Annotated in this window: 21 protein-coding genes; 7 read left to right on the top strand and 14 right to left on the bottom strand. The window is 34.8% G+C overall.

Annotated features, from left to right (window positions below):
• Positions 1 to 39: 39 nt before the first annotated feature.
• From HHU12_RS15840 to HHU12_RS15815, 6 genes are read right to left on the bottom strand one after another with little or no spacing between them, the layout of a single operon-like run.
• Complete coding sequence (locus HHU12_RS15840) at positions 40 to 894, bottom strand: STM4011 family radical SAM protein (RefSeq protein WP_169657725.1); 855 nt, start codon at positions 892 to 894, stop codon at positions 40 to 42.
• A complete protein-coding gene (locus HHU12_RS15835; RefSeq protein WP_169657724.1) occupies positions 894 to 2,213 on the bottom strand; it encodes an STM4012 family radical SAM protein in 1,320 nt (439 codons plus the stop codon). Before HHU12_RS15835 ends, HHU12_RS15840 begins: the two co-directional genes overlap by 1 nt.
• On the bottom strand, positions 2,210 to 3,007 hold the full coding sequence (locus HHU12_RS15830) for an STM4013/SEN3800 family hydrolase (RefSeq protein ID WP_169657723.1): 798 nt from the start codon (positions 3,005 to 3,007) through the stop codon (positions 2,210 to 2,212). Before HHU12_RS15830 ends, HHU12_RS15835 begins: the two co-directional genes overlap by 4 nt.
• Complete coding sequence (locus HHU12_RS15825; RefSeq protein WP_169657722.1) at positions 3,004 to 3,660, bottom strand: HAD family hydrolase; 657 nt, start codon at positions 3,658 to 3,660, stop codon at positions 3,004 to 3,006. The genes HHU12_RS15830 and HHU12_RS15825 overlap by 4 nt, the downstream gene beginning before the upstream one ends.
• Positions 3,644 to 4,786, bottom strand: a complete 1,143-nt coding sequence (locus HHU12_RS15820; protein ID WP_169657721.1) for an STM4014 family protein — start codon at positions 4,784 to 4,786, stop codon at positions 3,644 to 3,646. The genes HHU12_RS15825 and HHU12_RS15820 overlap by 17 nt, the downstream gene beginning before the upstream one ends.
• 11 nt (positions 4,787 to 4,797) lie before the next feature.
• Complete coding sequence (locus HHU12_RS15815; protein WP_169657720.1) at positions 4,798 to 5,724, bottom strand: STM4015 family protein; 927 nt, start codon at positions 5,722 to 5,724, stop codon at positions 4,798 to 4,800.
• Between the two features lie 615 nt (positions 5,725 to 6,339).
• Between HHU12_RS15815 and HHU12_RS15810 the strand changes: the two genes are divergently transcribed.
• Together HHU12_RS15810 and HHU12_RS15805 are read left to right on the top strand one after the other, a co-directional pair.
• Entirely contained in the window at positions 6,340 to 7,113 is a 774-nt protein-coding gene (locus HHU12_RS15810) for an MBL fold metallo-hydrolase (RefSeq protein WP_169657719.1), read from the top strand.
• Positions 7,110 to 7,973 carry a DUF1295 domain-containing protein gene (locus HHU12_RS15805; protein ID WP_169657718.1) on the top strand — a complete coding sequence of 288 codons (864 nt, stop codon included), beginning with the start codon at positions 7,110 to 7,112 and terminating at the stop codon, positions 7,971 to 7,973. The genes HHU12_RS15810 and HHU12_RS15805 overlap by 4 nt, the downstream gene beginning before the upstream one ends.
• A 39-nt stretch (positions 7,974 to 8,012) precedes the next feature.
• Here the strand turns inward: HHU12_RS15805 and HHU12_RS15800 are convergent, their stop codons facing one another.
• From HHU12_RS15800 to HHU12_RS15780, 5 genes are all read right to left on the bottom strand, one after another.
• On the bottom strand, positions 8,013 to 9,068 hold the full coding sequence (locus HHU12_RS15800) for a M23 family metallopeptidase (protein WP_169657717.1): 1,056 nt from the start codon (positions 9,066 to 9,068) through the stop codon (positions 8,013 to 8,015).
• A gap of 421 nt (positions 9,069 to 9,489) precedes the next feature.
• Positions 9,490 to 10,428, bottom strand: coding sequence for a thioredoxin-disulfide reductase (gene trxB / locus HHU12_RS15795; RefSeq protein ID WP_169657716.1), 939 nt, complete (start codon positions 10,426 to 10,428; stop codon positions 9,490 to 9,492).
• A gap of 78 nt (positions 10,429 to 10,506) precedes the next feature.
• Positions 10,507 to 11,982 carry a trypsin-like peptidase domain-containing protein gene (locus tag HHU12_RS15790; protein ID WP_169657715.1) on the bottom strand — a complete coding sequence of 492 codons (1,476 nt, stop codon included), beginning with the start codon at positions 11,980 to 11,982 and terminating at the stop codon, positions 10,507 to 10,509.
• 70 nt (positions 11,983 to 12,052) lie between these two features.
• Complete coding sequence (locus tag HHU12_RS15785) at positions 12,053 to 12,646, bottom strand: beta/alpha barrel domain-containing protein (RefSeq protein WP_169657714.1); 594 nt, start codon at positions 12,644 to 12,646, stop codon at positions 12,053 to 12,055.
• Positions 12,646 to 13,359: a pyridoxine 5'-phosphate synthase gene (locus HHU12_RS15780; RefSeq protein ID WP_169657713.1), complete on the bottom strand. Its 714-nt coding sequence runs from the start codon at positions 13,357 to 13,359 to the stop codon at positions 12,646 to 12,648. The genes HHU12_RS15785 and HHU12_RS15780 overlap by 1 nt, the downstream gene beginning before the upstream one ends.
• Before the next feature lie 285 nt (positions 13,360 to 13,644).
• Here HHU12_RS15780 and HHU12_RS15775 point away from each other — a divergent pair, with 285 nt between their 5' ends.
• The 4 genes from HHU12_RS15775 (at position 13,645) to HHU12_RS15760 (ending at position 16,992) form a co-directional block, all read left to right on the top strand.
• Entirely contained in the window at positions 13,645 to 14,094 is a 450-nt protein-coding gene (locus HHU12_RS15775; RefSeq protein ID WP_169657712.1) for a GatB/YqeY domain-containing protein, read from the top strand.
• A 21-nt stretch (positions 14,095 to 14,115) separates the two neighbouring features.
• Entirely contained in the window at positions 14,116 to 14,676 is a 561-nt protein-coding gene (locus HHU12_RS15770) for a CvpA family protein (protein WP_169657711.1), read from the top strand.
• A gap of 60 nt (positions 14,677 to 14,736) precedes the next feature.
• Positions 14,737 to 15,306: an anthranilate synthase component II gene (locus HHU12_RS15765; protein ID WP_169657710.1), complete on the top strand. Its 570-nt coding sequence runs from the start codon at positions 14,737 to 14,739 to the stop codon at positions 15,304 to 15,306.
• A 219-nt stretch (positions 15,307 to 15,525) separates the two neighbouring features.
• Positions 15,526 to 16,992: a hypothetical protein gene (locus tag HHU12_RS15760; RefSeq protein WP_169657709.1), complete on the top strand. Its 1,467-nt coding sequence runs from the start codon at positions 15,526 to 15,528 to the stop codon at positions 16,990 to 16,992.
• A 359-nt stretch (positions 16,993 to 17,351) separates the two neighbouring features.
• Here the strand turns inward: HHU12_RS15760 and HHU12_RS15755 are convergent, their stop codons facing one another.
• From HHU12_RS15755 to prfB, 3 genes are all read right to left on the bottom strand, one after another.
• On the bottom strand, positions 17,352 to 17,762 hold the full coding sequence (locus HHU12_RS15755; protein ID WP_169657708.1) for a response regulator: 411 nt from the start codon (positions 17,760 to 17,762) through the stop codon (positions 17,352 to 17,354).
• Between the two features lie 230 nt (positions 17,763 to 17,992).
• Positions 17,993 to 19,543, bottom strand: a complete 1,551-nt coding sequence (gene amaB / locus HHU12_RS15750; RefSeq protein WP_169657707.1) for an L-piperidine-6-carboxylate dehydrogenase — start codon at positions 19,541 to 19,543, stop codon at positions 17,993 to 17,995.
• A gap of 148 nt (positions 19,544 to 19,691) precedes the next feature.
• Complete coding sequence (gene prfB / locus HHU12_RS15745; RefSeq protein WP_169657706.1) at positions 19,692 to 20,765, bottom strand: peptide chain release factor 2; 1,074 nt, start codon at positions 20,763 to 20,765, stop codon at positions 19,692 to 19,694.
• Positions 20,766 to 20,994: 229 nt separating this feature from the next.
• Between prfB and HHU12_RS15740 the strand changes: the two genes are divergently transcribed.
• Positions 20,995 to 21,903, top strand: coding sequence for a hypothetical protein (locus HHU12_RS15740; protein WP_169657705.1), 909 nt, complete (start codon positions 20,995 to 20,997; stop codon positions 21,901 to 21,903).
• The last annotated feature ends 26 nt before the right edge of the window (positions 21,904 to 21,929 follow it).

Raw genomic sequence — 21,929 nt, 5'->3', positions numbered from 1 at the left:
TCTTCGAGGGGATTTTTGTATTAATGTATTTTAAAAAGGTTAGAGATGAATTGGAATTCGTTCCAATAGCCCTTTTCCATAAATCTTCTTCTGTTCTAATTCTTTGAGATGAACATACCCAATATGACAACCACAGGTGGTATTGGAGCAAAGACGTGGATATAATGCTTCTTCAAAATTTTCCTGGTAGATATTGCCAATTTTCTCTTTAATAAAGTGGCAAGAAGTCATATTTCCATCACCGTCTACCGAAAAAGAAGTTGATCCAGCATCACAGGCTTTCTCTTTGCTTTGATGGTATTGATTGTTCCAATGAAATAAAGGATCGACTTCCAAAAGTTGTTTCAAGTGATCACTATTATAATAGTCAGCCTCTCTTTTATAAGCATTTACCCATAAATAAACAGAAGAAGGCAATCGCTTTCTTAATTGAGAAATGATTTCTATATCCTCCTTTAGACCCACTGTGCCAATACTAAAACGTATCCCTTTTTCAACTAATGCCTCACATTTTTCTAAAAATGAATCTAATGACAGCTGACTAGGGTGATATGTGGTCCATAAAGCAAAACTGTCTTTATTGACTTCATCCACCCAATCTAATGAACAGGACAAATTCGTTTGAATTGCGACTCTATACACATTGGGCATATGACTTAGAGCAGTCATCGCCATCTGATAATAGTTTCGAATCAATCCTTCTCCCCACGGCGTAAAAAGAATACCGATTTTTTCCTTTCTGCCATTGACCCAATTTTGAAACTGTAAAAGTTGTTGTGCATCAATAGCCAATTCTTCTCTTGTATTTTTTGTTTTGGCGAAAGGGCAGTAGTGACAAGAATAATTACAGCTTGTCAGAGATCCTCTGTAAAGAATATTCCAAGTAGAATCCATTATACGAGTTCGAATTTTTGAATAGAAGCTTTGATAGCGTCAGAATACAACCATGGACCAATTACGTCTTCAAGTGTTCTTCCTTTAAGGTTGAGTTTTATGGAAGTAGAAGTAATATCTATCAATTGAAGTGCGTTCATTTCATCTATTTCTGATTTGAAATCTTCAAATACTGAAGAGTGAAAATAATTTTGGTATGCTTTGATGGAAAGCCCTGTTCCCTCACAAAATGATTTGATGAAATACCTTCTTTTTTCTTCTTCCAAGTTCAGTTGAATACCGTAATTGATCTTTTTGAAATCCTCTTTTGAAGAGGTGTTATAATGATTGATGATATTTTTGATGGAAGATCTACCAACAGCATAGTCACTACTATAATGTAATTTTTTGGTATAAGAGCGAGCCCCAACACCTAAACTCAGCATGGCATTTTCTTGTGATTTATAGTCTTTATGAGCAAATGAAGGAGCATCTTTTCGCTTAAATTGTCTCATTGTAACTTGTTCATAACCATTTTCCATCAGAAAATCTCTAGCCTGTAAATACAATTTCATTCTAAAATCATCCCATTCTTTTTCTTTCAGCCCCAACCCTGTTAGAGGTCTTACATACAAAGGATATAAAAATACTTCTTCAGGATTGACTTCGAGCATTTGATCCAGAGTATATTGCCAGCTTTCACTAGTTTGATTCTCCGTTCCATATATCAAATCCAAATTCAGTAACGGAAAATTAGCTTCTTTTAGGTCTCTAATTGCCCTTGTGACTTCTTCCACTTTTTGAGGCCTGCCCATTGCTTTTACTTCCTCTTCAATGAAGCTTTGAACTCCCATACTCACTCTGAAAAAACCATTTTCTTTTAAGAGTTGTATTTTGTCAGAAGTGATCGTTTTAGGCGAAACCTCAATAGCTGAATTGACAGTATGTGTATTAAGTGCTAGAGAAGAATTTAATGTAGATAAGACAACGTTCAATTCATCAGCAGAAAGGTAGCTAGGTGTTCCTCCTCCAAATGCAAAGTTAGCAAAATGTATATCCCCAAGCTCTTCCTTTATCGCTTTAACTTGTCGTGAAAAAGCACTGAGAAACGCTTGATGCATATCGCTTTTAGGGTTTGCAATTGTAAATAAATTGCAGAACCCACAGCGCATTTCACAAAAAGGAAGATGAAGATATAAAAATACATTACGCTTACTTTCTTCCTTCCATACATCCTTTAGTGTAAGTGGCTTATCAAAAGTTCTATATGCCATTTTATGGGGGTAAGAATAGGCATAAGAGTGATAATAGGATTGATTGATATATTCGTTTAAATTCATTTTTTGTTGATTAAAAATTCAGCATAAGGTACATTCCAAACTACTTCATGAGCCAAACGGTGCCCATGATACCCATCTTCTCCATAAGCTGTTCCGTGATCACCCATAAGTAAAAACAATGTAGGTCGATCCTTGAAGGCGTCCATTAAAATGTTCCATTGACTGTCCACGTATTCTAATGCTTTGGCATGTGATACAATAGAATCCTTTGTAGCACCTTTTTCATAAAAATAATTAGGCTGATGGATGGCTGAAATATTGATAAAAAGGAAAAGTCGGTTTTTCTGATGTTGTTGAACAATCTCTCTCGCTTTTTCAAATTGATATTTGGTTGAAAAGGGAGATGTTACACCAAGCCGATCTTCCCAGTGACTTTCATCAAACATGGAAGGAAAAACACGACTAAGCGCAGTTCTTTTATTGAAAAAGCCAACACCTCCAATACAAGCTGTATGATAATTTTTAGCTTTTAAGCCTTCAATAATAGAAGCTTCCTCAAAAGTAAATGTGTTAGAAAGTGACGTTTCACTTCCTGCAAACTGAGTTGCAAATAACCGTTCTTGCTTTGGCTCCTCAATAGGAGTTGGGAAGAAACCTGAAAAGATTGCATGATGTGAAGCATAAGTGAAACTTCCTGGAGCATGTCGTTTTTCCCACCCTGAAGCAGGTAAATATTTTTGGAGCTGAGGTAATTTCCCATTTTCAAAAAGCTGTTGACTGACATCGTACCTCAAAGTATCTAAGGTGATCAATACAATATCATAATCACCTACAATTTTATTGGCATTGATCATAAGTATAGTGCAATTTCTTGGATGTTTTTAATTTGAACACTAGCCATGGAAGCATCGATTTTCTTCTCGTTAAGATGAATTGTTGGCCACCCCAATTGATGAGCACCAACAATATCTTTATCGTAATCATCACCTATCATTACTATCTCATCAGGAGTATATCCATATTGCATCTGAATTAATTTGAAGAACATTGGATTCGGTTTTTCAAAACTATAATCTCCTGAAATGAATGTGGAAGAAGGAGGGAAGATTTTATACAAACCAGAATTTACTATTTTCTTCTGCTGATTATGATTCCCTCCATTTGTTAGTAATACAAGGTGATAGTGTTCTTTTAAAGCCATTAAAGTAGTGATGATTTCGGTATCAACTTTCTCTACAAAATCTCCTACAACATACTTTTTCTGGAACTCTTCAAATAATTTTTGATGCATAAATTCAGAGATCAACCACTGATAGAAAATCTCTCTTGATTTGTATCCTTTATTGTCAAACTCAAGAATTCTAGTCTTGTTTTCTGCCCAAATTTTAGGTTGATTGACAAATTCAAAAGCCTTTTCTAAATAAGTACTATAGGCTTTATTTCTGTCTATGAGTGTATTGTCTAAGTCGAAACAAAGACATTTAATGTTTTTAGGTAAGGACTTCATCGAAAATTGATTTAATAACAAAAGCCTGTTCTTCGTAAGTAGTACGGCCTTGAGGGTTAACAATTCTAGGTACTAAATCGCCAAAAGCGTTGACTTCAATAATTTTCACTTTATGATTGTTGGATTGAAGCATCAAATCCACACCTGCTATCATAGCCCCTTCAAAAGAACTTACTGCTTGAATTGCTGTTTGCTTCACTTCTTCCCACTTTTCAATCCCAATAAACTCTTTTAAAGCCTTCAAATTACCTCTTTCATTTCCCAGGTGTAAGTTGGTCATAGGAGAATTACTACAGCGCATCACTACATGCTCTACTTTTTGATTGATGACGACTAATCTCAAGTCAAAAACTTTATTGTCAAAAGTAGCTTTAGGTTCCCATTTCTCTACCAACAAGTTTTCTTTTGCCAGTTGATCTACAATTAGTCGTATTTTTTCTGTATCTCGATAAGTTCTGATCTTCAAAGAATTGTACAATTCAGAATTAGTATCGATTTCAACAGATGTTTTTAAAACTTCTCTACTTTTACTTCTTCTATAAGCCATTACCCCTGAAGAGGAAGATCCATGTACTAACTTGATGAAAACTTGATGTGTATTCTGTTCTGTCATCAGTTGCGATAAATCATCATAGTTTTTTACAGTGCCAAGAAATCTGGTTTTTGGAATACTGTTATTACTAAGGATTTGATGTGAAGCTTTTTTATCAAACATCTGAAGAATAGCTTGAGGTGTATTGATAAACCGAATATTTTTCTTCTGTTTGACACTATTTTCTATCCATTCTAATGCTTTTTTTAAACCTAAATAAGCCTGTCTTGAAAATTGAATTTTCCCTTTGTCATTCTTGAGGTTTTCAATTTCTAATTCACTGATCTGATGATAAGATTCTTTTTTTATCGCTTTAAGCCCCCATTTCAAAAGAGCTTTAAAAACGTCGAAGTTTTCTCCAAAAGAGTCAATTTTGATTACATCATGATCTTCAAGAATAGCATCAAAAAGTTGAGGCGTGGATAGAAAATCTATCCACGCTATTGTTTGGTAGTTTAGCCCAAAAGAATGCAATGCTTCTTGCATCATCTGAAGCCTGCGGTTTTCGGGATTTCCTAAAAGTATTACTTTCACAATAAGTTGTGTTATTCACTTACATCAACATAACGGTAAACTTCGTCACCGTATACTTCCGCTACTTTCTGTTCTCCCGTCTTCAATTCAATATGAGGGAATTTACCTTTTATTTGTTGGCCAATTTCTGTCGTTAGGAAATTGCTATTAAGGTTAAGATAACAGAGTTGTGGCATACACGGAGCGTCAAGCAGTGGCGCTGCATCTTTGTCCACTAAAGTTCCCATTGATAAGTCTAAGGACAGTATCGTTTTTTGTAATGGAGTTTTAGCAATAAGTTGAACAACATCTACGGCATTTTCAGCGTTTTGAAGGCCTAAGTGGAATAGAGAAGGAAATTTACCGTCTTCCAATAAAGGTGCAACATCTGTTTTTACATCACCACCAAAGCCGTAATCACTTGTACCTAGCCAAAGTTCTAGATGCTTTAGTTTAGGAAGATTAGCGTTGCTAATGTCGTGTAGAACATTTTTTGGTAAACCACCACTGTGCAGTACCAATGTTTCAAGGTTTTGGTGATTAATTTTACCTAGTTCCAAACCTTCACTTCCTCTGATTTGAAGCATTTTTAAGTTCGGGAAATGTGTAAAAATGGAATTGAGGTTGGTTTGTTGAATCCATGAAATTTCACATTCCTCATAATCCATATCACCAACAAAAATAGCCTCAAGTTGTTGTAGTTTCTCTTTTTCTTCAATTATCTTTTTGATAATACTATCACAGCTCGAGTCATAAGCACATGGCCATGCACCAATGCAAAGCCCTACTACATCCTTCAGTTTTGGGTCGTCTAGGAAAGCATCTATTAGGTCAATAAAGGTTTGTTCTTCTTCTTCCATATCTTCCATACCCAATCGGTATACACCCTCTGTTACTGTGATACCTTCATTTTCTGAGTATTGATGTACTTCTTTGTTGTAAAAAAAATCGGTTGCCATTTCTTATTTATTTTTTAAAGTTGCTTTCGTAATGATTTCATAAGATAAAAGTAGGAAGGAAGAACGTAAAGTGGGTACGTTTAAGTTTTTTTATAAAAAACGTAAGCAGATGAAAGTGTAAAAATAAAAAAAGCACCCATTCCTTTGGTGCTTTCTTCGGTTGTGATTTTGACTTAAGTTTTTAAAATTCTGGGCAATAAATAAACCCATAAAATAACAGCAGCTGGAACAAAAAGTAATTGAGATTTTTTTGAGGTGACTTTAAATGTATCGTCCAGTTTATGACTTCCCCAGAAATAAAAATAAAATCCAAAGAGAAGCCCACAGCTGAAATAAATTTTAAACAAGAGTAGGAATATAAGTACAGTTTGTTCTATAATGGTCATAGTTATTGGGTGATTGGGTGCAATACTTTAAGTTACAAATTAGCTTTCCTGCCAAATCTTTTATAATATAAAGTATTTTTATTCATAATTCAATTTCAAAAACGAATTATTAACCTTAGTTTATTCTTGTTGAACATTTTATTAAGAAATCTGTTTATCTTAGTTAACAAGTAACAAAGCAAAGTTATTTTGACTTTGAACTTCAAAAAATTAACTTCTCAAGCGCACTATGATAAAGATTCAAAGATTGAACATGGACAATTCATGGTACATTGAATTGGACTCACTCAAACTACTTGTTGACCCATGGCTCGAAGGAGCTGAAATAGATTATTTTTCTTGGTTTAATAAACAATGGCACCGTACTCCTCCATTAAAATATGAGGAAATACCGCCTTTTGATATAGTACTTATTACTCAAAAATATCCTGATCATTTTCACAGTAAAACTTTAAAACAACTTCAGCCACAAAAGGTAATGGGACCTGAAAGTATTCGCAGAAAAGTCAAAAGAGTACTTCCAAAAGCAGAATTTATACCTTTAAGTAAGAAAATAAAAAAACAAGCTGTGGAAGGAGTTACTTTTCATTTCTTACCTACAAAAAGGTGGTTAGATCCTATTTATGATGCATTTCTGATTGATGATGGTAATGAAAGCATTTGCTTAGCAACACATGGTTTCGACATCAACTATAAATACATAAAAGCACTAGGGGAATTCAGTCCGGTCACTTTGCTGATGACTCCTTTTAATTTTTATCAATTGCCCGCTTTTTTAGGAGGAGTTGTATCACCTGGTTTAGAGGGCGTAAGGAAACTAACAGAAGAGTTTAAACCCGCATGTGTAGTCCCTACTCATGATGAAGACAAACACGTAAGAGGTTTAGTTTCAAAATTTGCAACAATCATTAGATCTATGTCTAAGAAAGAATTGAGAAAACTACCTTGGCTAGAAGAAACTTATCAGCCCTTAAATCATTATCACCTTACAAAAATATCATGAACAAAAAACAGCAAGCACTTTTTGAAATTACAGTAATCTACCTGATTGTCGGAGCAGTAGGTTATTTTACTTATCAATATGCAGATTATGAATCACTGACCCTCCGTTTCTTAGTGGCAGACCTTGCTATGACTGTTGTGACATTTGCATTTTCAGTCATAAAGAAAAATAGCAGTGTTTATGATGCCTATTGGAGTGTTATCCCTTTTTATTTTATACTCCAGTATTTTTATTTATTTGATGGTTTTCAATGGAGCGTTCCTCAATGGATTTGTGCGTTTGTCATTTCTTTTTGGTCATGGAGGTTGACCTTAAGCTGGGGGAGAGGATGGCCAGGTTGGCACCACGAAGATTTCAGGTATTCTAATTTTAGAGTGCAATTTAAAGCATTTTTTCAGCCGATTAATTTTCTAGCCATTCACCTTTATCCTACATGTATTGTGTTTTTAAGTATTTGGGGAATTGAGTGGGTGTATGCCGGAGGAGAATTAAGCAATGTATGGTTATTTGCTCTGGGAGCTCTCTTCTGTTTTGTAGGTACATTGTTTGAATATTTCGCAGATAATGAACTAGATAAATTCAGAAAAAGGCAGAATAAACAAAAAACAGATATTTTAAGGTCTGGAATATGGGCAAGATCTCGGAATCCAAATTATTTAGGAGAGATGATGTTTTGGTTTGGAGTGGCAATGATGGGAGTATCTTACAATGCACCATGGTATACGGTACTAGGATCAGTAGGAATGTGGTTGATGTTTATGTTTGCTTCCATTCCTTTAAAAGATAAACAGATGATGAAAAACAGACCTGAAGCTTTTCAAAAGTACAAACAAGAAGTTTCAAGGGTTTTACCTTTCTAATATAAAAATGGCGATCTCGGATAAAGATCGCCATTTTTATTATCTAACTCTAATTGTCCTGCCGACTCTTAAAGTAGTACGTTTTGACATACCATTCAGTCTACAGATTTTAGTGATAGATGTTCCATATCTTCTACTGATTTTCCAAAGAGAGTCACCACTTCTGATTCTATGATAAACATTCTTTTTCGACTCAATCAATAACTCATAATTTTTTGCCGTAAGTGTAAAGTCGGAAGGAGGGATGATTTCATGGTTTGCAAAATCAATCATATCTTCTGGATTGAATGCATAACCTTGGTATCTGATTTCAAAATGAAGGTGAGGGCCAGTACTTCTTCCTGTATTACCTCCAAGACCAATTACTTCTCCTGCTTTTACTTCCTGACCAGGTCTCACTAAGTATCTACTCATGTGACCGTATAAAGTCTCAAGGCCATTTTTATGACGGATCATCACATAATAACCGTATCCTCTTCTGTTGTATTTTGCAATTCTTACTACGCCATCAAACATAGAACGAAGTGTGTCACCAACTGCCAATTTTACATCAATGCCATGGTGGAATCTCCATCTTCTGAAACCGTACTTTGAAGTGACTTTTCTTTTTTCATCTAAAGGAAAAGCCCATGCTAAACTGTCACCTTCCTCATATAAATGAAGGTCAACGCTGTCTTTTAAAACTTTTGAAGAAATGTTATAAGGATTGACATTCCAATTATCCCAGCTGCTGTAGTAATCAAACCCAGTCAGGTAAGTGGCGTCTACAAACTTTCCATCAAGAATTTCAACAACATTTTCACATTGTTCTGTTTCATTGAGGTTAATTCTCTGATAAGCTTCAGGTAGTGAAGCCAATTCTTCTTGATGTTGACAATCTTCAATTCCATTTTCTAAAGAGAAAGTTGGAACTATGACGGCAACCTCAGAAGGTGTATTTTCTTGTACTAATTCGGTATTAGCTTTTTTATCTTTTCCTTTAAATATTTTTCTGAAGAATCCTTGCCCATATGAAACATTTGACGAGCATAAAATCACACACAAGAATAAAACAGTATATATAAAAGTAGGCTTTGAAATACGATTCAAGTTCATAATTTAATTTGTCACGGATGAACTAAAAAAATAAGTTTTTTGTTCGTTTAAATTTATTGTTACCAAGCTGATAATGCTTCACATTAAGTTCATCTTGGTCCTTAATTTCACAAGAATACTAAAGTAATTGCTAAAAGGCAATTCATGTTAAATAGTATTTGGTGAGTTAACGATATTTCAATAAAAAAAAGTATCCGTTTTAAACAAAAAAGGTATGATAAACGAAATTATCATACCTTTTTCTATGTATTTTAATAGAACTTAAGTACTAAGCCAAAAGTATTTGATAAGTAATTCTTAAATATTTTTTGTGAGTGCAACTTAAAAAAATGCATGAATAGTGGTTCTATTGATAATTTTTTTAAGGCAGTAATCGCGAAACAATAACTGGAATTACTATTAAATAATTTTGGCTTGGTGCTTAGTCCTCAAGCTCAACTAAATATCTTTCTGCCTCTAAAGCAGCCATACAGCCAGTACCTGCAGCAGTAACAGCTTGTCTGTACACAGTGTCTTGAACATCACCAGCAGCAAACACACCTTTAATATTAGTTTGTGTACTGTCAGGCTTAGTGATCAAGTAACCAGCATCATCCATATCTAACTGACCTTTGAAAATATCTGTATTTGGTTTGTGTCCAATTGCAACGAAGAAACCAGTTACATCAATAGTACTTTCTTCATTTGTCTTGTTATTGAATACTCTAACCCCTTCAACAGCATCTTTACCTAAAACTTCTTTCGTTTCAGTATTCCAGTGGATAGTGATGTTTTCTTTCTTGATTACACGGTCTTGCATAATTTTAGAAGCTCTCATCTCATCACGACGTACTAACAAGTGAACATTCGCCGCTAGGTTTGATAAATAATGTGCTTCTTCAGCCGCCGAATCACCAGCACCAACTACCACTACGTCTTGACCTCTGTAGAAGAAACCATCACAAACAGCACATGCAGAAACACCCATTCCGTTTAAACGAGTTTCAGATTCTAATCCTAACCACTTTGCAGAAGCACCAGTAGAAATAATTACAGAATCAGCTTCGATTTCAATTTCCTCGTTGACTGTAGCCACGTGAGGACCGTCTTCGTTAAATTGAACACCTGTTACAAAACCCGTACGGATATCTGTACCAAAACGCTCTGCTTGTTCTTGTAATTCCATCATCATTTGAGGACCCATGATACCTTTAGGGTAACCAGGGAAGTTCTCAACGTCATTCGTGATCGTCAACTGACCACCTGGCTGAGGACCTTGATATAATACAGGCGATAAATTAGCTCTTGAAGCATAAATTGCAGCAGTATAACCTGCAGGGCCTGAACCAATGATGAGGGTTTTTACACGTTCTCTTGACATCTTTTTATTTTTATTTTATATCTAATTCAACTTTTAAGAACTCTTGAATAGTCATATGTAAACTAAGAGGAGTACTTATTAAAAATAATAACTGTAATAACGGTGAGAGCGATCTTTTTTCATGATTTCAATAATCACTCTACCTCTAATTCTTGAAAGAATCTTAGCGAAATCTTTAGGGTCATCCAAAGGGTAACGGTTAATTGAAACCAGGATCATTCCTTCTTTAATTCCCATTTCGCTGATCAAACCGTTTCTTTCCACCTCTTCAACACGAATACCTGTTTCAAGATTCAGTTTTGATCTTTCAATTTTTGAAATCGCCGTAAATTTAGCACCGATTTCTTTAGCATCGTAAACCTTCTTCTCATTTACGTTAGTTGTTCCATCAATGTTTGTTAAAACAACATTTTTCTTTATTTTCTTTCCTTCACGTAGTATTTCAATTGAAATTTTATCGCCAGGAACATAATAACTAAGTTGCTCATCGTAGGCTGCTTCTGTTTCAATAGAGAAATTATCAATAGATAAAATCACATCACCTACTTCTAATTTATTTTTCTCCGCAGCACCTCCTTCGATTTTTGTGATTACAACGCCATTGATTTCTTTCATGTTGAGTTTCTCTGCAATTTTTTCATTTACAGCTTTGATACTCACACCGAGAAAAGCTTTTTGTACTTCTCCGTATTTCTTCAAGTCATTGACCACTTTAGCTACAATATCTGAAGGGACAGCAAAACCATAACCTGCATAGGATCCCGTTTTAGATAAAATAGCGGTATTAATACCCACTAGATCACCATGCAAGTTGACTAATGCACCACCTGAATTACCAGGGTTAATAGCAGCATCTGTTTGTATAAAAGATTCAATAGGGAAGACGTCGTTCATGATCCCAATTTTTCTACCTTTTGCACTTACAATTCCTGCTGTAACCGTACTTGTAAGGTTAAATGGGTTACCCACAGCCAATACCCAATCACCCACTCTCACAGCTTTAGAAGAGGCGATTTGTATAGCCGGTAAATCATTTTTATCTATTTTCAGTAAAGCAATATCAGTAGACGGATCGATACCGATCAGTTTTGCTTCATAGGTTCTTTTATTATAGTTGACTTCTATTTTGTCAGCTCCTTTTACAACATGATTATTCGTTACGATATAACCGTCTTTGGAGAAAATCACTCCTGAACCTGAACCTACAGCAATCCCTTGAGGGTTTTTCTGAGTAGGTCTTCCGAAAAATAAATCACTCCAGGTTCTTCTGTTGCTATATCTATCTTTGACATAAGTGACGATATAGACCACAGATTTTGTACTGACGGCTGAAGCTTCAGCAAAGTCAGCAATATTTAAATCTTTTGAGTTCTCGTCTGTAAAGTCATCAGAAGAGATGTTGGTAAGTGGGGTTGATATAGGTTGGTTTTCCAGCGTATTATTGGCAAATTGGAATTCTTGCAGTTCTGTAGCTACAAAATATTTCTGATAGAGAAAAGCACCTCCAAAGCCACTCATCAGGCTAACCAATACCGTAAGTAAGATCTGTTTCATTTTGTTAGTGTTTATCTTTTCTTTTTTCCTTTCAATTAAAATGCCTTTTCAATTTTTCTGACAATATGGCCTAAGGTTGTATTGATTCAGATGATAAGTTGACAGTTTCAAAAGGCATTTTTAAAATATTTTGATCAGAAGTTTGGATGGATAATTCTATATCACTTGATATATTTTCTCGAACCAAAGTCACTTGATCGAGGTGTATTTCTTGAAGCATTAAAGTATCAATGCCTGTTTGATTACAGATGCTGACGACTTTCTCGATCTCATTATTATTTAATGGGCTTGCTGGAATTTTTAATGTATGCAATACTTCTTGAGCATGAGCTGTTTCAGAAAGTTGAAGACATTCTATTTTGCACCACCCAGAGTTGGTTCTAAAAGCACCAATATTCAAAGTGGAAATAATATCATTGACACCAACTTTTATCAACTCTTTCATTGCAAACACCTTGATTTGAGTCAGATCATTTAAAGTGCCAGCATAAGATTGAATAATTAGCGTTTTGTCTTGAAATTCTCTTGCAACTTTTTTTGCCCAAAAAGGTGAGACACAAACCCCTTTCAAAGGAAGTTGTTTCCCAAGTTTTATTGCTTGGTTAACCTCTTCCTCCGAAGCAAAAGGGTTATTCAAATCATATATGATTTGTTGATATTGCATTATTTCAACTGCTTAAGATAAAGTTGAATAGTATTTTCAAGGCCGTAATAAAGAGCATCACAAACTAATGCATGACCAATTGAAACTTCATCCAACCCTTTAATATTGTCATGGAAATACTTAAGGTTGTCTAAGTCAAGATCATGACCTGCATTTAATCCTAAACCGAGCTCAACGGCTTTTTCAGCTGCTTTGATGTAAGGAGCAATCGCATCTTCTTTGTTGTCATGATATTGAGCCGCATAAGGTTCAGTGTATAATTCCACTCTGTCTGCTCCACAAGCAGCGGCACCTTCTACCATTTTCGGATCAGGATCAACAAAAATAGAAACTCTGATTCCTTTCGCTTTTAATTGGGCAGTAACTTCAGTTAAAAACGCTTGATGTTTTACTGTATCCCAGCCTGCGTTTGAAGTGATAGCATCATCGGCATCTGGTACAAGAGTAGCTTGTTCTGGCACCACATCTAATACCAACTCCATAAAACGAGGCTCTGGATTTCCTTCAATATTGTATTCTGTTGTAACAACAGGTTTTAAATCATAAGTATCTTGCCTAGTAATATGTCTCTCATCCGGACGAGGGTGAATGGTAATTCCCTGTGCACCGAAACGTTCAGCATCCTTTGCAACTTTCACCAAATTTGGATTATCCCCACCTCTTGCATTCCTGATGGTAGCAATTTTATTAACGTTGACGCTTAATCGAGTCATAATTCTATTTTCCAGTTTAATTTAAAGTTCACACAAAAATGCTTTATTCCATTTATAAAAGCATAACAAAAGGGAAAATTAATAAACACTAAAGGAAAAATAGACCATAAATACCCCTTCGTTATAATGAAATAACAAAATTTAGAGGGTTTTTATTCCCATCAGAGAGTTATCTATATGCATTTTAAAGGTATTTCAGAAGGTTTTTTGTATCTTGATAGTAAACGTGCAAGAAGTTGTTATTTTTGTAAATGGAAATAGATTTCAAATCTTAACATAAATACAATGAGCTTAAAGGCGAAAATACAAGAGGCCATGAAAACGGCCATGAAAAGTAAGGATAAAGCAACTTTAGGTACGTTAAAGCAATTAAAAGCTAAAATTCAATTAGCAGAAACAGCACAAGGAAAAGATGCTGTTTTAACTACTGAAGAGGAATTGAAGCTTTTAATGAAAGAAGCGAAGCAAAGAAAAGAGTCAGCTGAAACTTACCAAAGCTCAGGTAGAGAAGACTTAGCTGAAATTGAATTAGCTGAATTGAAAGTGATTGAATCTTACTTGCCACAGCAAATGTCTGAAGAAGAGATTGTTGCAGGTGTAAAAGAGTTAATTGCTGAAGTGGGAGCAACTTCTCCAAAAGATATGGGGAAAGTAATGGGTGCTGCAGGTAAGAAATTTGCAGGTGTAGCAGACATGAAAGTAGTTTCAGCTAAAGTGAAAGAAGCGTTAATGTAATTCAAAAATTTAGTATAAGCAGTGGAACAAGATTTAGGATTTTTTACATCATACATTAGAATCACAGATATCATTCTTGCAGGAATGATAGTATATGGTGCCTATAAAGGTTTTAAGAGAGGTTTTTTATTAGAAATAATATCAACATTGGTATTTGTAGTAGGGGCTTCCTTGATATTCTTTGGTGTTGCGGGAGCATTTTCATCTTCGAAAACGTACGTCAATACACCTAAATCCACTGTATTCTTTGCATACGTAGTTTTCTTTTTTGCAGGTACAATGGGTCTGAACTTATTAGGGAAATGGTTGCAGGATAAAATTGATTATTCCGTATTGGATGATTTGGATAATGTAGCTGCACTATTGTTAGGCGGTTTTAAATATGCACTTTCTTTATCAGTAATATTAGGTCTTTTTAATTCAGCAGGATTAGGGTTGCCTAAAAATGTCACTGAAGATTCAGTAGTTTATCCCAAATTATTAGAACTAAACGACTGGGTTTTAGATGCCGGTGGTACTATAATGCCTAGCATGAAAAGGTATAGTAAAGAGATTCATGAATTATTTGAAGAAAATTTATAAGTAAAAGGGAAGTTTAATAGCTTCCCTTTTTTATTTTTGTGCTCAAATAAACTAAGCATCATGATTTTATTATTAGATAATTTTGACTCATTTACTTATAATTTAGTAGATTATTTTACACAATTAGGACAGAAAGTGGAAGTAGTGCGTAATACTACCCCTTTAGAAGAAATTGTAGTTTATAAATATGATGCTATCGTATTGTCGCCAGGTCCGGAAACGCCGGATAAAGCGGGCAATATGTTAGAGGTAATTGATTATTACCACAAAACACATCCGATATTAGGAATTTGCTTAGGACATCAAGCAATTGGAGAATATTTTGGTGGAAAAGTGGTAAAAGCGCTAAAACCTATGCATGGGAAAATTTCGAAGATTGATGCACAGCCTTCAGTTTTATTTCAAAGCATTCCTTCTGAATTTTCCGTTGTGAGATATCACTCTCTAATTTTATCAAATGTCCCTAACACACTGAAGGTGGTAGCCTCTTCTAAAGAGGAGGAAGTGATGGCAATTGCACACGAAAATTTACCAATTTTTGGCGTTCAGTTTCACCCAGAGGCAATTTTGACAGAATTTGGATTGGATATTTTAAAGAATTGGATTGGAACTTGGAAAGAGAATAATTGAAAAATGTAATTTTACTTTTTATATCCTATAACACCATGAAATAATACATAGGTTTTTAAAAATCAATTCTTATATTTATATGTGAGAAGTATAGAAAAATTAAGTATTTCGATAAAAGTTTACTATTTTTATTGCTATTGAACCTCATTTTCTTGATTAAGGCATACTCTCTCGACTTGTTCTCTACAACGCAATAATAAAGCACTCAGTATTTAATTTATGGCGAGGTTAAAACATATCATTAAGCAATTATCTGAAAAAGACTACGAAGCAATAAGAAATTCTCTTATGGAAAGTAATGCTGAGAAATCGGCATACCTACTTGCGTCTATGAGAGAAAAGAAAATATCTGATCAGCAGGTGATGTCTGAATTAGATGTGAATACCAATGCTTACTATACTTTAAGATCAAGGCTGAATCAAAAAATTGAAGAATATCTGCTACAGCAAATGGAAAGCCCACGAGCCGACCTGTTGAAGAAAGTGGCAAATATTCATGAAATGGTCTTTACCAAAAAACGAGCAATTTCCATTGTAACTCTCAAAAAGCTGGAAAAGGAATTATTAGATTATGACTTGTCCAATGAGTTGACCGTGGTATATAAGGCTCTAAAAAGACTGCATATCAACTCACCAGATTACTTTGTCTACTCTCAGCTTTACAATAAACATGTGGCTTACATGTTAGCGGTAGATAAAATTGAAGATATATTAGCTGATTATTTCAAAAAGTTTGGTGTCTATGCCTTCACAGGTGATGAGATAGATAAAATGGGATTGGACCTTCTGCATAAAGAAATGCAGAATACTTGTAAGCTTTATGAGTCCCATCGTCCATTTGTATATCAGAGTTGTATGAATATTTTCCATCGATTGTTCATAGAAGATGATTCGAATGTGAAGTTTTCAGATACAGAAGATGTAGAGCCAATTGAGGATATATTTTTGAAGATAGATCAAGTTTTCGATCAATATCAGATGGATTCTATCTATTTCCACCTTCATAATGTTTTCGAGTTTTTAAAATTAGAATATTACACACATTACGGTGTATTCAGAAAGGCAAGCAAGTATTTTGATTCTGTAAATGAAGATGTAGTGCCTTTACTGATGCATAGTAATCTATATACTTTCCCTTCTCAATTCCTGCAAACAAAGCTTCAGAGGGCTTTGCAAACCGATACGCAAACCGAGCTATTTGAATCCAATAAAGATATTTTTGCGGATTATGAGCCCGATAAGGAGGATATTCCTAATTATGTTTCTTATGTAGTTTATAGAGCAATGTCAGCGTATCATGCTAAGGAGTTTGATGAAGCAGCACGTTTTCTTAATAATCTCTTGAATGAGATAAGTTTGAAAAAGTACCCTCACGCCTTTTTAGAAGTGAAATGTCTTTTGGCTTTACAATATGTTTGTATTCGTGATTATGAGTTATTTAATCAGTTAGCGAATAGTATTCAAAGACAGATCCGACTGATGGGAAAAGAAAGTTGCCCTTCCATCACACTTTTCTTGAAGATGCTGAAAACAGGCATGAGTGAAGCAAAGCGTGATAAAATGTCAAAAGTATCTAATATTATTACAAAATATACTCAAATTAAATCTCCTTATATTTTCGCCCCAACAAGACAGATTAGGATGGATGATCAGTTTATCCGATATGTAAGCGGTGAGAATGAGTGATGAAGCAGTTGGAAATATAAAACTGCAGTAATTGGAAATTTATTTTTAGGTCTAATCAAGACAGGAGAAAACATTACTTTATGATGATGTTGTAATGTCGATTAGATTAAAGATGAAGAGTCACAGCTTGCTGTATTCATTTTATCATAGCTTTATAAGTTTGAGACAAAGAAAAAGGTATTGAAATAAATCAATACCTTTTTTGTTAGTATAGACACCCAAGTGTCATGTATAAGAGTGAATAAATTCAGAGCAAAATCTCGTTAATTGCTCCTTTAGAATTATTCCTCTTGCAAATTAAGACTTACTTCTACATGTTAAACAGTGACTGTACTACATGTATGTATATAGTGATGCTTTTAAATTTCTAATAAAGACAAATTTTTCTGTGTCAACGGCTTGTTGACATATTTCTTTACGTAACTATAGTTTTGTGATCTGCTGATGTCCTGAGGGTTAATCGAGGAGGTAAGCATTACTATATTGCATTTATTCTTGGTTTTTTCATCCAGCTGATCAAATAGATCCAGGAACTGAAAGCCGTCCATTAGAGGCATATCAATGTCAAGAAAGATAAGTTCAGGTAAAACTTGATCGGCTATTTCTCCAAGCTTTTCTATGTTACGAAGAAACTCAATTGCACTTTTTGCTCCAGAATGGATAAATATATTGTCGCTTATTTTAGAAGCTTCAATCATTTTTTGGTTTATAAGATTGTCGATTTCATTGTCATCAATCAACATCACAGAAAAGTATTTGTTTTGAGCCATAAAGTAATGTTAAAACAGATAGGTAATACTATTGTATGTAAAGAGAGTGCTGTAAAAATTCAAATGTTATAGCTTGAATAATCTCTAATTCAATATAACTAATGAAGGAGCAATCTCAAAAAAAATAGACCATTAAATGATCCATTATTCCCTTGTTTGATGTAAGTTTTTATGACGATGGTCATAAAAAGGGCTTCAAATCTTTTAAACTTGAAGCCCTCTCTACATCTCTATATGTCGAATTTGATACCTTGAGCTAAAGGAAGGACACGACCATAGTTTACAGTATTGGTTTGTCTTCTCATGTAAGCTTTCCAGGAATCTGAACCGGATTCTCTACCTCCGCCAGTTTCTTTTTCACCACCAAATGCACCTCCAATCTCAGCACCTGACGTTCCTATATTTACATTGGCGATACCACAATCAGAACCTGCCGCACTTAAAAAGACTTCAGATTCTAATAAGTGATTGGTGAAAATAGCTGATGATAATCCCTGTTTCACGTCATTCTGAATTTGAATAGCATTTTCTACCTCACCGCTGTATTTAATTAAATATAAAATAGGAGCAAAAGTTTCATCTTGTACTATTTCATAGTGATTTTCAGCTTCAATAATGGCTGGCTGTACATAATTCCCAGAAAGACCTTCCGCATGAAAGGATTCGCCACCAATTAATAATTTCCCACCTTCAGCTTTTGCCTTTTCAATGGCCGCTTTAAAGGCATCTACAGCATCTTTGTCAATCAATGGTCCCACCAACTTGCTTTCATCTAATGGGTTTCCAATAGATAAAGAAGGGTATATTTTAAGGAGACGGTCTTTCACTTGTTGATAGACATTAGAGTGTACAATCAGTCTTCTTGTAGATGTACATCTTTGACCACAAGTACCTACTGCCCCAAAAACAGTCGCTCTGATGGCCATTTCAATATCTGCATTTTCAGTAATGATTAAAGCATTATTACCACCAAGCTCCAACAATGATTTACCTAAACGTGCTCCAACAGCTTCACCTACTTTTTTACCCATACAAGTAGATCCAGTTGCAGAAATTAGAGGGAAACGTTGGTCATGAGACATTTTAGCACCAATTGATGCATCACCAATAATGTAGCTGAATAAACCTTCTGGTAAATCATTTTCATTCAATACATCTTGAAGAATATATTGGCAGGCAATGGCAGTCAAAGGTGTTTTTTCTGAAGGTTTCCAGATGCAGACATTTCCAGCAATAGAAGCAATCATTGAATTCCATGACCACACGGCTACAGGGAAGTTAAACGCAGAAATAATACCTACAATCCCAAGTGGGTGCCATTGTTCAAACATTCTATGATCTTGTCTCTCAGACTTCATTTCCAAGCCGTAAAGCTGTCTTGATTGTCCAACTGCAAAATCGCAGATGTCGATCATTTCTTGTACTTCACCAAGTCCTTCTTGATAAATCTTACCCATTTCATAAGTAACTAGTTTACCAAGAGGTTCTTTATATTTTCGAAGAGCCTCACCGATTTGACGTACAATTTCACCTCTCTTAGGAGCGGGTAAAACTTTCCATATTTCAAAAGCGTTTTGAGCTTCTTTGATTATGATTTCAAGGTCAGCTTCAGTAGCCATTTCTACCTCAGCAATCAATTCACCGTCAGCAGGAGAGAAGATTTTACGAGTTTCTCGGTTCTCATCAAGTTTTGCAAACTTTCTACCTGTAGAGAAGGCAGGGTTGCGTTGTTCAATTCCTAATTCTTTAAGGAAGTCTAATTGAACTGAAGTTGTATTCATGTTATATATAGGTAATATGTGTTTAAATGGTAGACAAAGTTGAAAAAAAAGTAGATGAAGACAAAGAAAAAACCTTAAAAATAAATGTGATAGATACGTTTATATTTTTAAGGTTATTATCTGTTTAAATATTTCTCTAGGGTAGAGGTTAATTCTGCATCAAAAATGCTTTGATAAAGTCATCCAAGTCTCCATCCAATACTTTCTGAACATCAGTTTTTTCAACACCTGTTCTAATATCTTTTACTAATTTGTAGGGATGCATGGTGTAGTTTCTGATCTGTGATCCAAAGTCGACTCTCTTTTTTGTATTTTCAACTTTTGCTTTCTCCGCATTTCTTCGTTCTACTTCTTGCTGATAAAGTCTAGATTTCAACATTTTGATCGCTTTCTCTTTGTTTTGCAACTGAGAGCGTTCTTGCTGACATTCCACAATAATGCCTGATGTATGTCGTAATCGTACGGCAGTTTCTACCTTATTTACGTTTTGACCACCAGCACCGCCAGAACGGAAAGTTTCCCAAGTAATGTCTGCAGGGTTTACTTCAATTTCAATGGAATCGTCCACAACAGGGTAGACAAAGACAGAACCGAAAGTAGTGTGTCTTTTTCCACTGGAGTCAAATGGGCTTAATCGTACCATTCTGTGTACTCCAATTTCAGACTGCAAGTAACCATAAGCAAAGTCACCTTCAAATTCCAAAGTCGCTTGCTTGAAACCGACCACATCGCCTTCATTGGTATTTACTACTTTCACTTTGTAACCATGCGATTCACCCCACATTTTATACATTCTGAAAAGCATCTCCACCCAGTCATTTGATTCAGTTCCACCAGCACCAGAGTTGATTTCCATCATAGCACTAAGACTATCTTCTTCATTACTCAGCATCTTTTGCAACTCCAAAGCTTCAATAGCCTCTTCCGTTTTCTTTCCTTCAGCATTCAATTCCTCCTCGTCAACATCACCAGCTTCAAAAAACTCAAACAGTGTTTCAAGGTCTTCAAGTAAGGTGTTGATTTCGTCAAACTTGTCAACCCAAGATTTCAATCCCTTAATTTCTTTCAGTAAAACTTCCGCTTTTTTAGGGTCATCCCAAAAACCTGCGGCAGTAGTTTCAGCTTCTTTGGTTTCTATTTCTTTCTTTTTTGAAGATATATCAAGGTATCCATCCAATGCGTTGACGCGAGTTTTCAACTCTTTCAGCTGAGATGCATTCATATTAAAATTCTTACTTTATGTAAAAACTTGATTTTAGGTTGCTCAAGTCTTTTTATCCATTAAAGCCCAAATATAGGAGATTTTTTCGATCTTAACCTGTGTGAAGGGGTATTTAGAATGGATGCAAAAGATTAAATTTAAAGAATTTTAATACTTTTTTTTCATCAAAAACGGCGTATTGTGTGTCACGAATAATGCACGGCAATTCTAATTAATTAAATTTGCCTCTATGATTAAGAAAAACTTCTACATATATAGCTTGATGGGCTTACTATTGATTGCGTCTTCATGTGATCAAATCAAGAAATCATTTTCAAAAGCGATAGAGGAAGAGAATATTCAGAACTCAAGAATTCCTTTAGCTAGAGTGAATGACAAAGTGTTATATGATACTGAAATCAAGAATCTTTTTAATGCAAGAATGTCAAGAAAAGATTCTATAAATATCAGAGACAGATATATCAGCACTTGGGTTAGAAAAGTTATTACTTTAGAAAAAGCGGCTTCTCAAGTAGATGTAGAGAAATTGGACTTAGATAGGAGACTGGAAGAGTATAAGTTTCAATTAATCATGCATGAATATGAAAGAGAATACATCGCTTCCCACCTTGATACTGTGGTGACTGATGAACAGATTAAATCGTACTATCTCAAGAATTCTGAAGATTTTATCCTTAAAACAAATATTGTGAGAGGATCATTTTTAAGATACCCTAACTCTGCTCCTGAATTGAAGAAAGTGAAAGGGTGGTTGAAAAGTAAGAAGGAGAAAGACAAAGAAAAATTGAAATCTTCTGCTTTTGCTTATGCAGATTTTGTACATTTGGAGGATTCTGTGTGGTTGGATTTGGATGAGCTCCTCTTCGGGACGCCATTTATGAACTCACAGTCTGAGGTAACCAATTTATTGAAAAGAGATAAATTGTGGGAGGCAAATGATGAGTCAAATACTTATATCTTCAAAATTGATGATTATAAGATTGTAGATCAAACACCACCTTTGCAGTTTGTGTCTCAGCAAGTAAAGAATGTGATCTTAGGAAAAAGAAAATTGAAGCTTCGCAGTGAGTTGGAAAGTCAATTATATGAAGAAGCTACAAAAAATAATGAATATGAGATTTTTGTCTCAGAAGAATAAAACGCTAAACAGAAAATACTTTAAAT

The sequence above is a fragment of the Flammeovirga aprica JL-4 genome, from assembly GCF_012844305.1.
Taxonomy (GTDB): Bacteria; Bacteroidota; Bacteroidia; order Cytophagales; family Flammeovirgaceae; genus Flammeovirga; species Flammeovirga aprica.
The sequence above is the reverse complement of the archived record's forward strand: the minus strand, read 5'-3'. Positions and strand labels throughout refer to the sequence as shown.

What these genes read in the sequence shown, in the direction of transcription:
- HHU12_RS15840 (WP_169657725.1), bottom strand. Translation starts at nt 894, where the DNA reads ATGGATTCTACTTGGAATATTCTTTACAGAGGATCTCTGACAAGCTGT.
- HHU12_RS15835 (WP_169657724.1), bottom strand. Translation starts at nt 2,213, where the DNA reads ATGAATTTAAACGAATATATCAATCAATCCTATTATCACTCTTATGCC.
- HHU12_RS15830 (WP_169657723.1), bottom strand. Translation starts at nt 3,007, where the DNA reads ATGATCAATGCCAATAAAATTGTAGGTGATTATGATATTGTATTGATC.
- HHU12_RS15825 (WP_169657722.1), bottom strand. Translation starts at nt 3,660, where the DNA reads ATGAAGTCCTTACCTAAAAACATTAAATGTCTTTGTTTCGACTTAGAC.
- HHU12_RS15815 (WP_169657720.1), bottom strand. Translation starts at nt 5,724, where the DNA reads ATGGCAACCGATTTTTTTTACAACAAAGAAGTACATCAATACTCAGAA.
- HHU12_RS15810 (WP_169657719.1), top strand. Translation starts at nt 6,340, where the DNA reads ATGATAAAGATTCAAAGATTGAACATGGACAATTCATGGTACATTGAA.
- HHU12_RS15805 (WP_169657718.1), top strand. Translation starts at nt 7,110, where the DNA reads ATGAACAAAAAACAGCAAGCACTTTTTGAAATTACAGTAATCTACCTG.
- HHU12_RS15800 (WP_169657717.1), bottom strand. Translation starts at nt 9,068, where the DNA reads ATGAACTTGAATCGTATTTCAAAGCCTACTTTTATATATACTGTTTTA.
- trxB (WP_169657716.1), bottom strand. Translation starts at nt 10,428, where the DNA reads ATGTCAAGAGAACGTGTAAAAACCCTCATCATTGGTTCAGGCCCTGCA.
- HHU12_RS15790 (WP_169657715.1), bottom strand. Translation starts at nt 11,982, where the DNA reads ATGAAACAGATCTTACTTACGGTATTGGTTAGCCTGATGAGTGGCTTT.
- HHU12_RS15785 (WP_169657714.1), bottom strand. Translation starts at nt 12,646, where the DNA reads ATGCAATATCAACAAATCATATATGATTTGAATAACCCTTTTGCTTCG.
- HHU12_RS15780 (WP_169657713.1), bottom strand. Translation starts at nt 13,359, where the DNA reads ATGACTCGATTAAGCGTCAACGTTAATAAAATTGCTACCATCAGGAAT.
- HHU12_RS15775 (WP_169657712.1), top strand. Translation starts at nt 13,645, where the DNA reads ATGAGCTTAAAGGCGAAAATACAAGAGGCCATGAAAACGGCCATGAAA.
- HHU12_RS15765 (WP_169657710.1), top strand. Translation starts at nt 14,737, where the DNA reads ATGATTTTATTATTAGATAATTTTGACTCATTTACTTATAATTTAGTA.
- HHU12_RS15760 (WP_169657709.1), top strand. Translation starts at nt 15,526, where the DNA reads ATGGCGAGGTTAAAACATATCATTAAGCAATTATCTGAAAAAGACTAC.
- HHU12_RS15755 (WP_169657708.1), bottom strand. Translation starts at nt 17,762, where the DNA reads ATGGCTCAAAACAAATACTTTTCTGTGATGTTGATTGATGACAATGAA.
- amaB (WP_169657707.1), bottom strand. Translation starts at nt 19,543, where the DNA reads ATGAATACAACTTCAGTTCAATTAGACTTCCTTAAAGAATTAGGAATT.
- prfB (WP_169657706.1), bottom strand. Translation starts at nt 20,765, where the DNA reads ATGAATGCATCTCAGCTGAAAGAGTTGAAAACTCGCGTCAACGCATTG.
- HHU12_RS15740 (WP_169657705.1), top strand. Translation starts at nt 20,995, where the DNA reads ATGATTAAGAAAAACTTCTACATATATAGCTTGATGGGCTTACTATTG.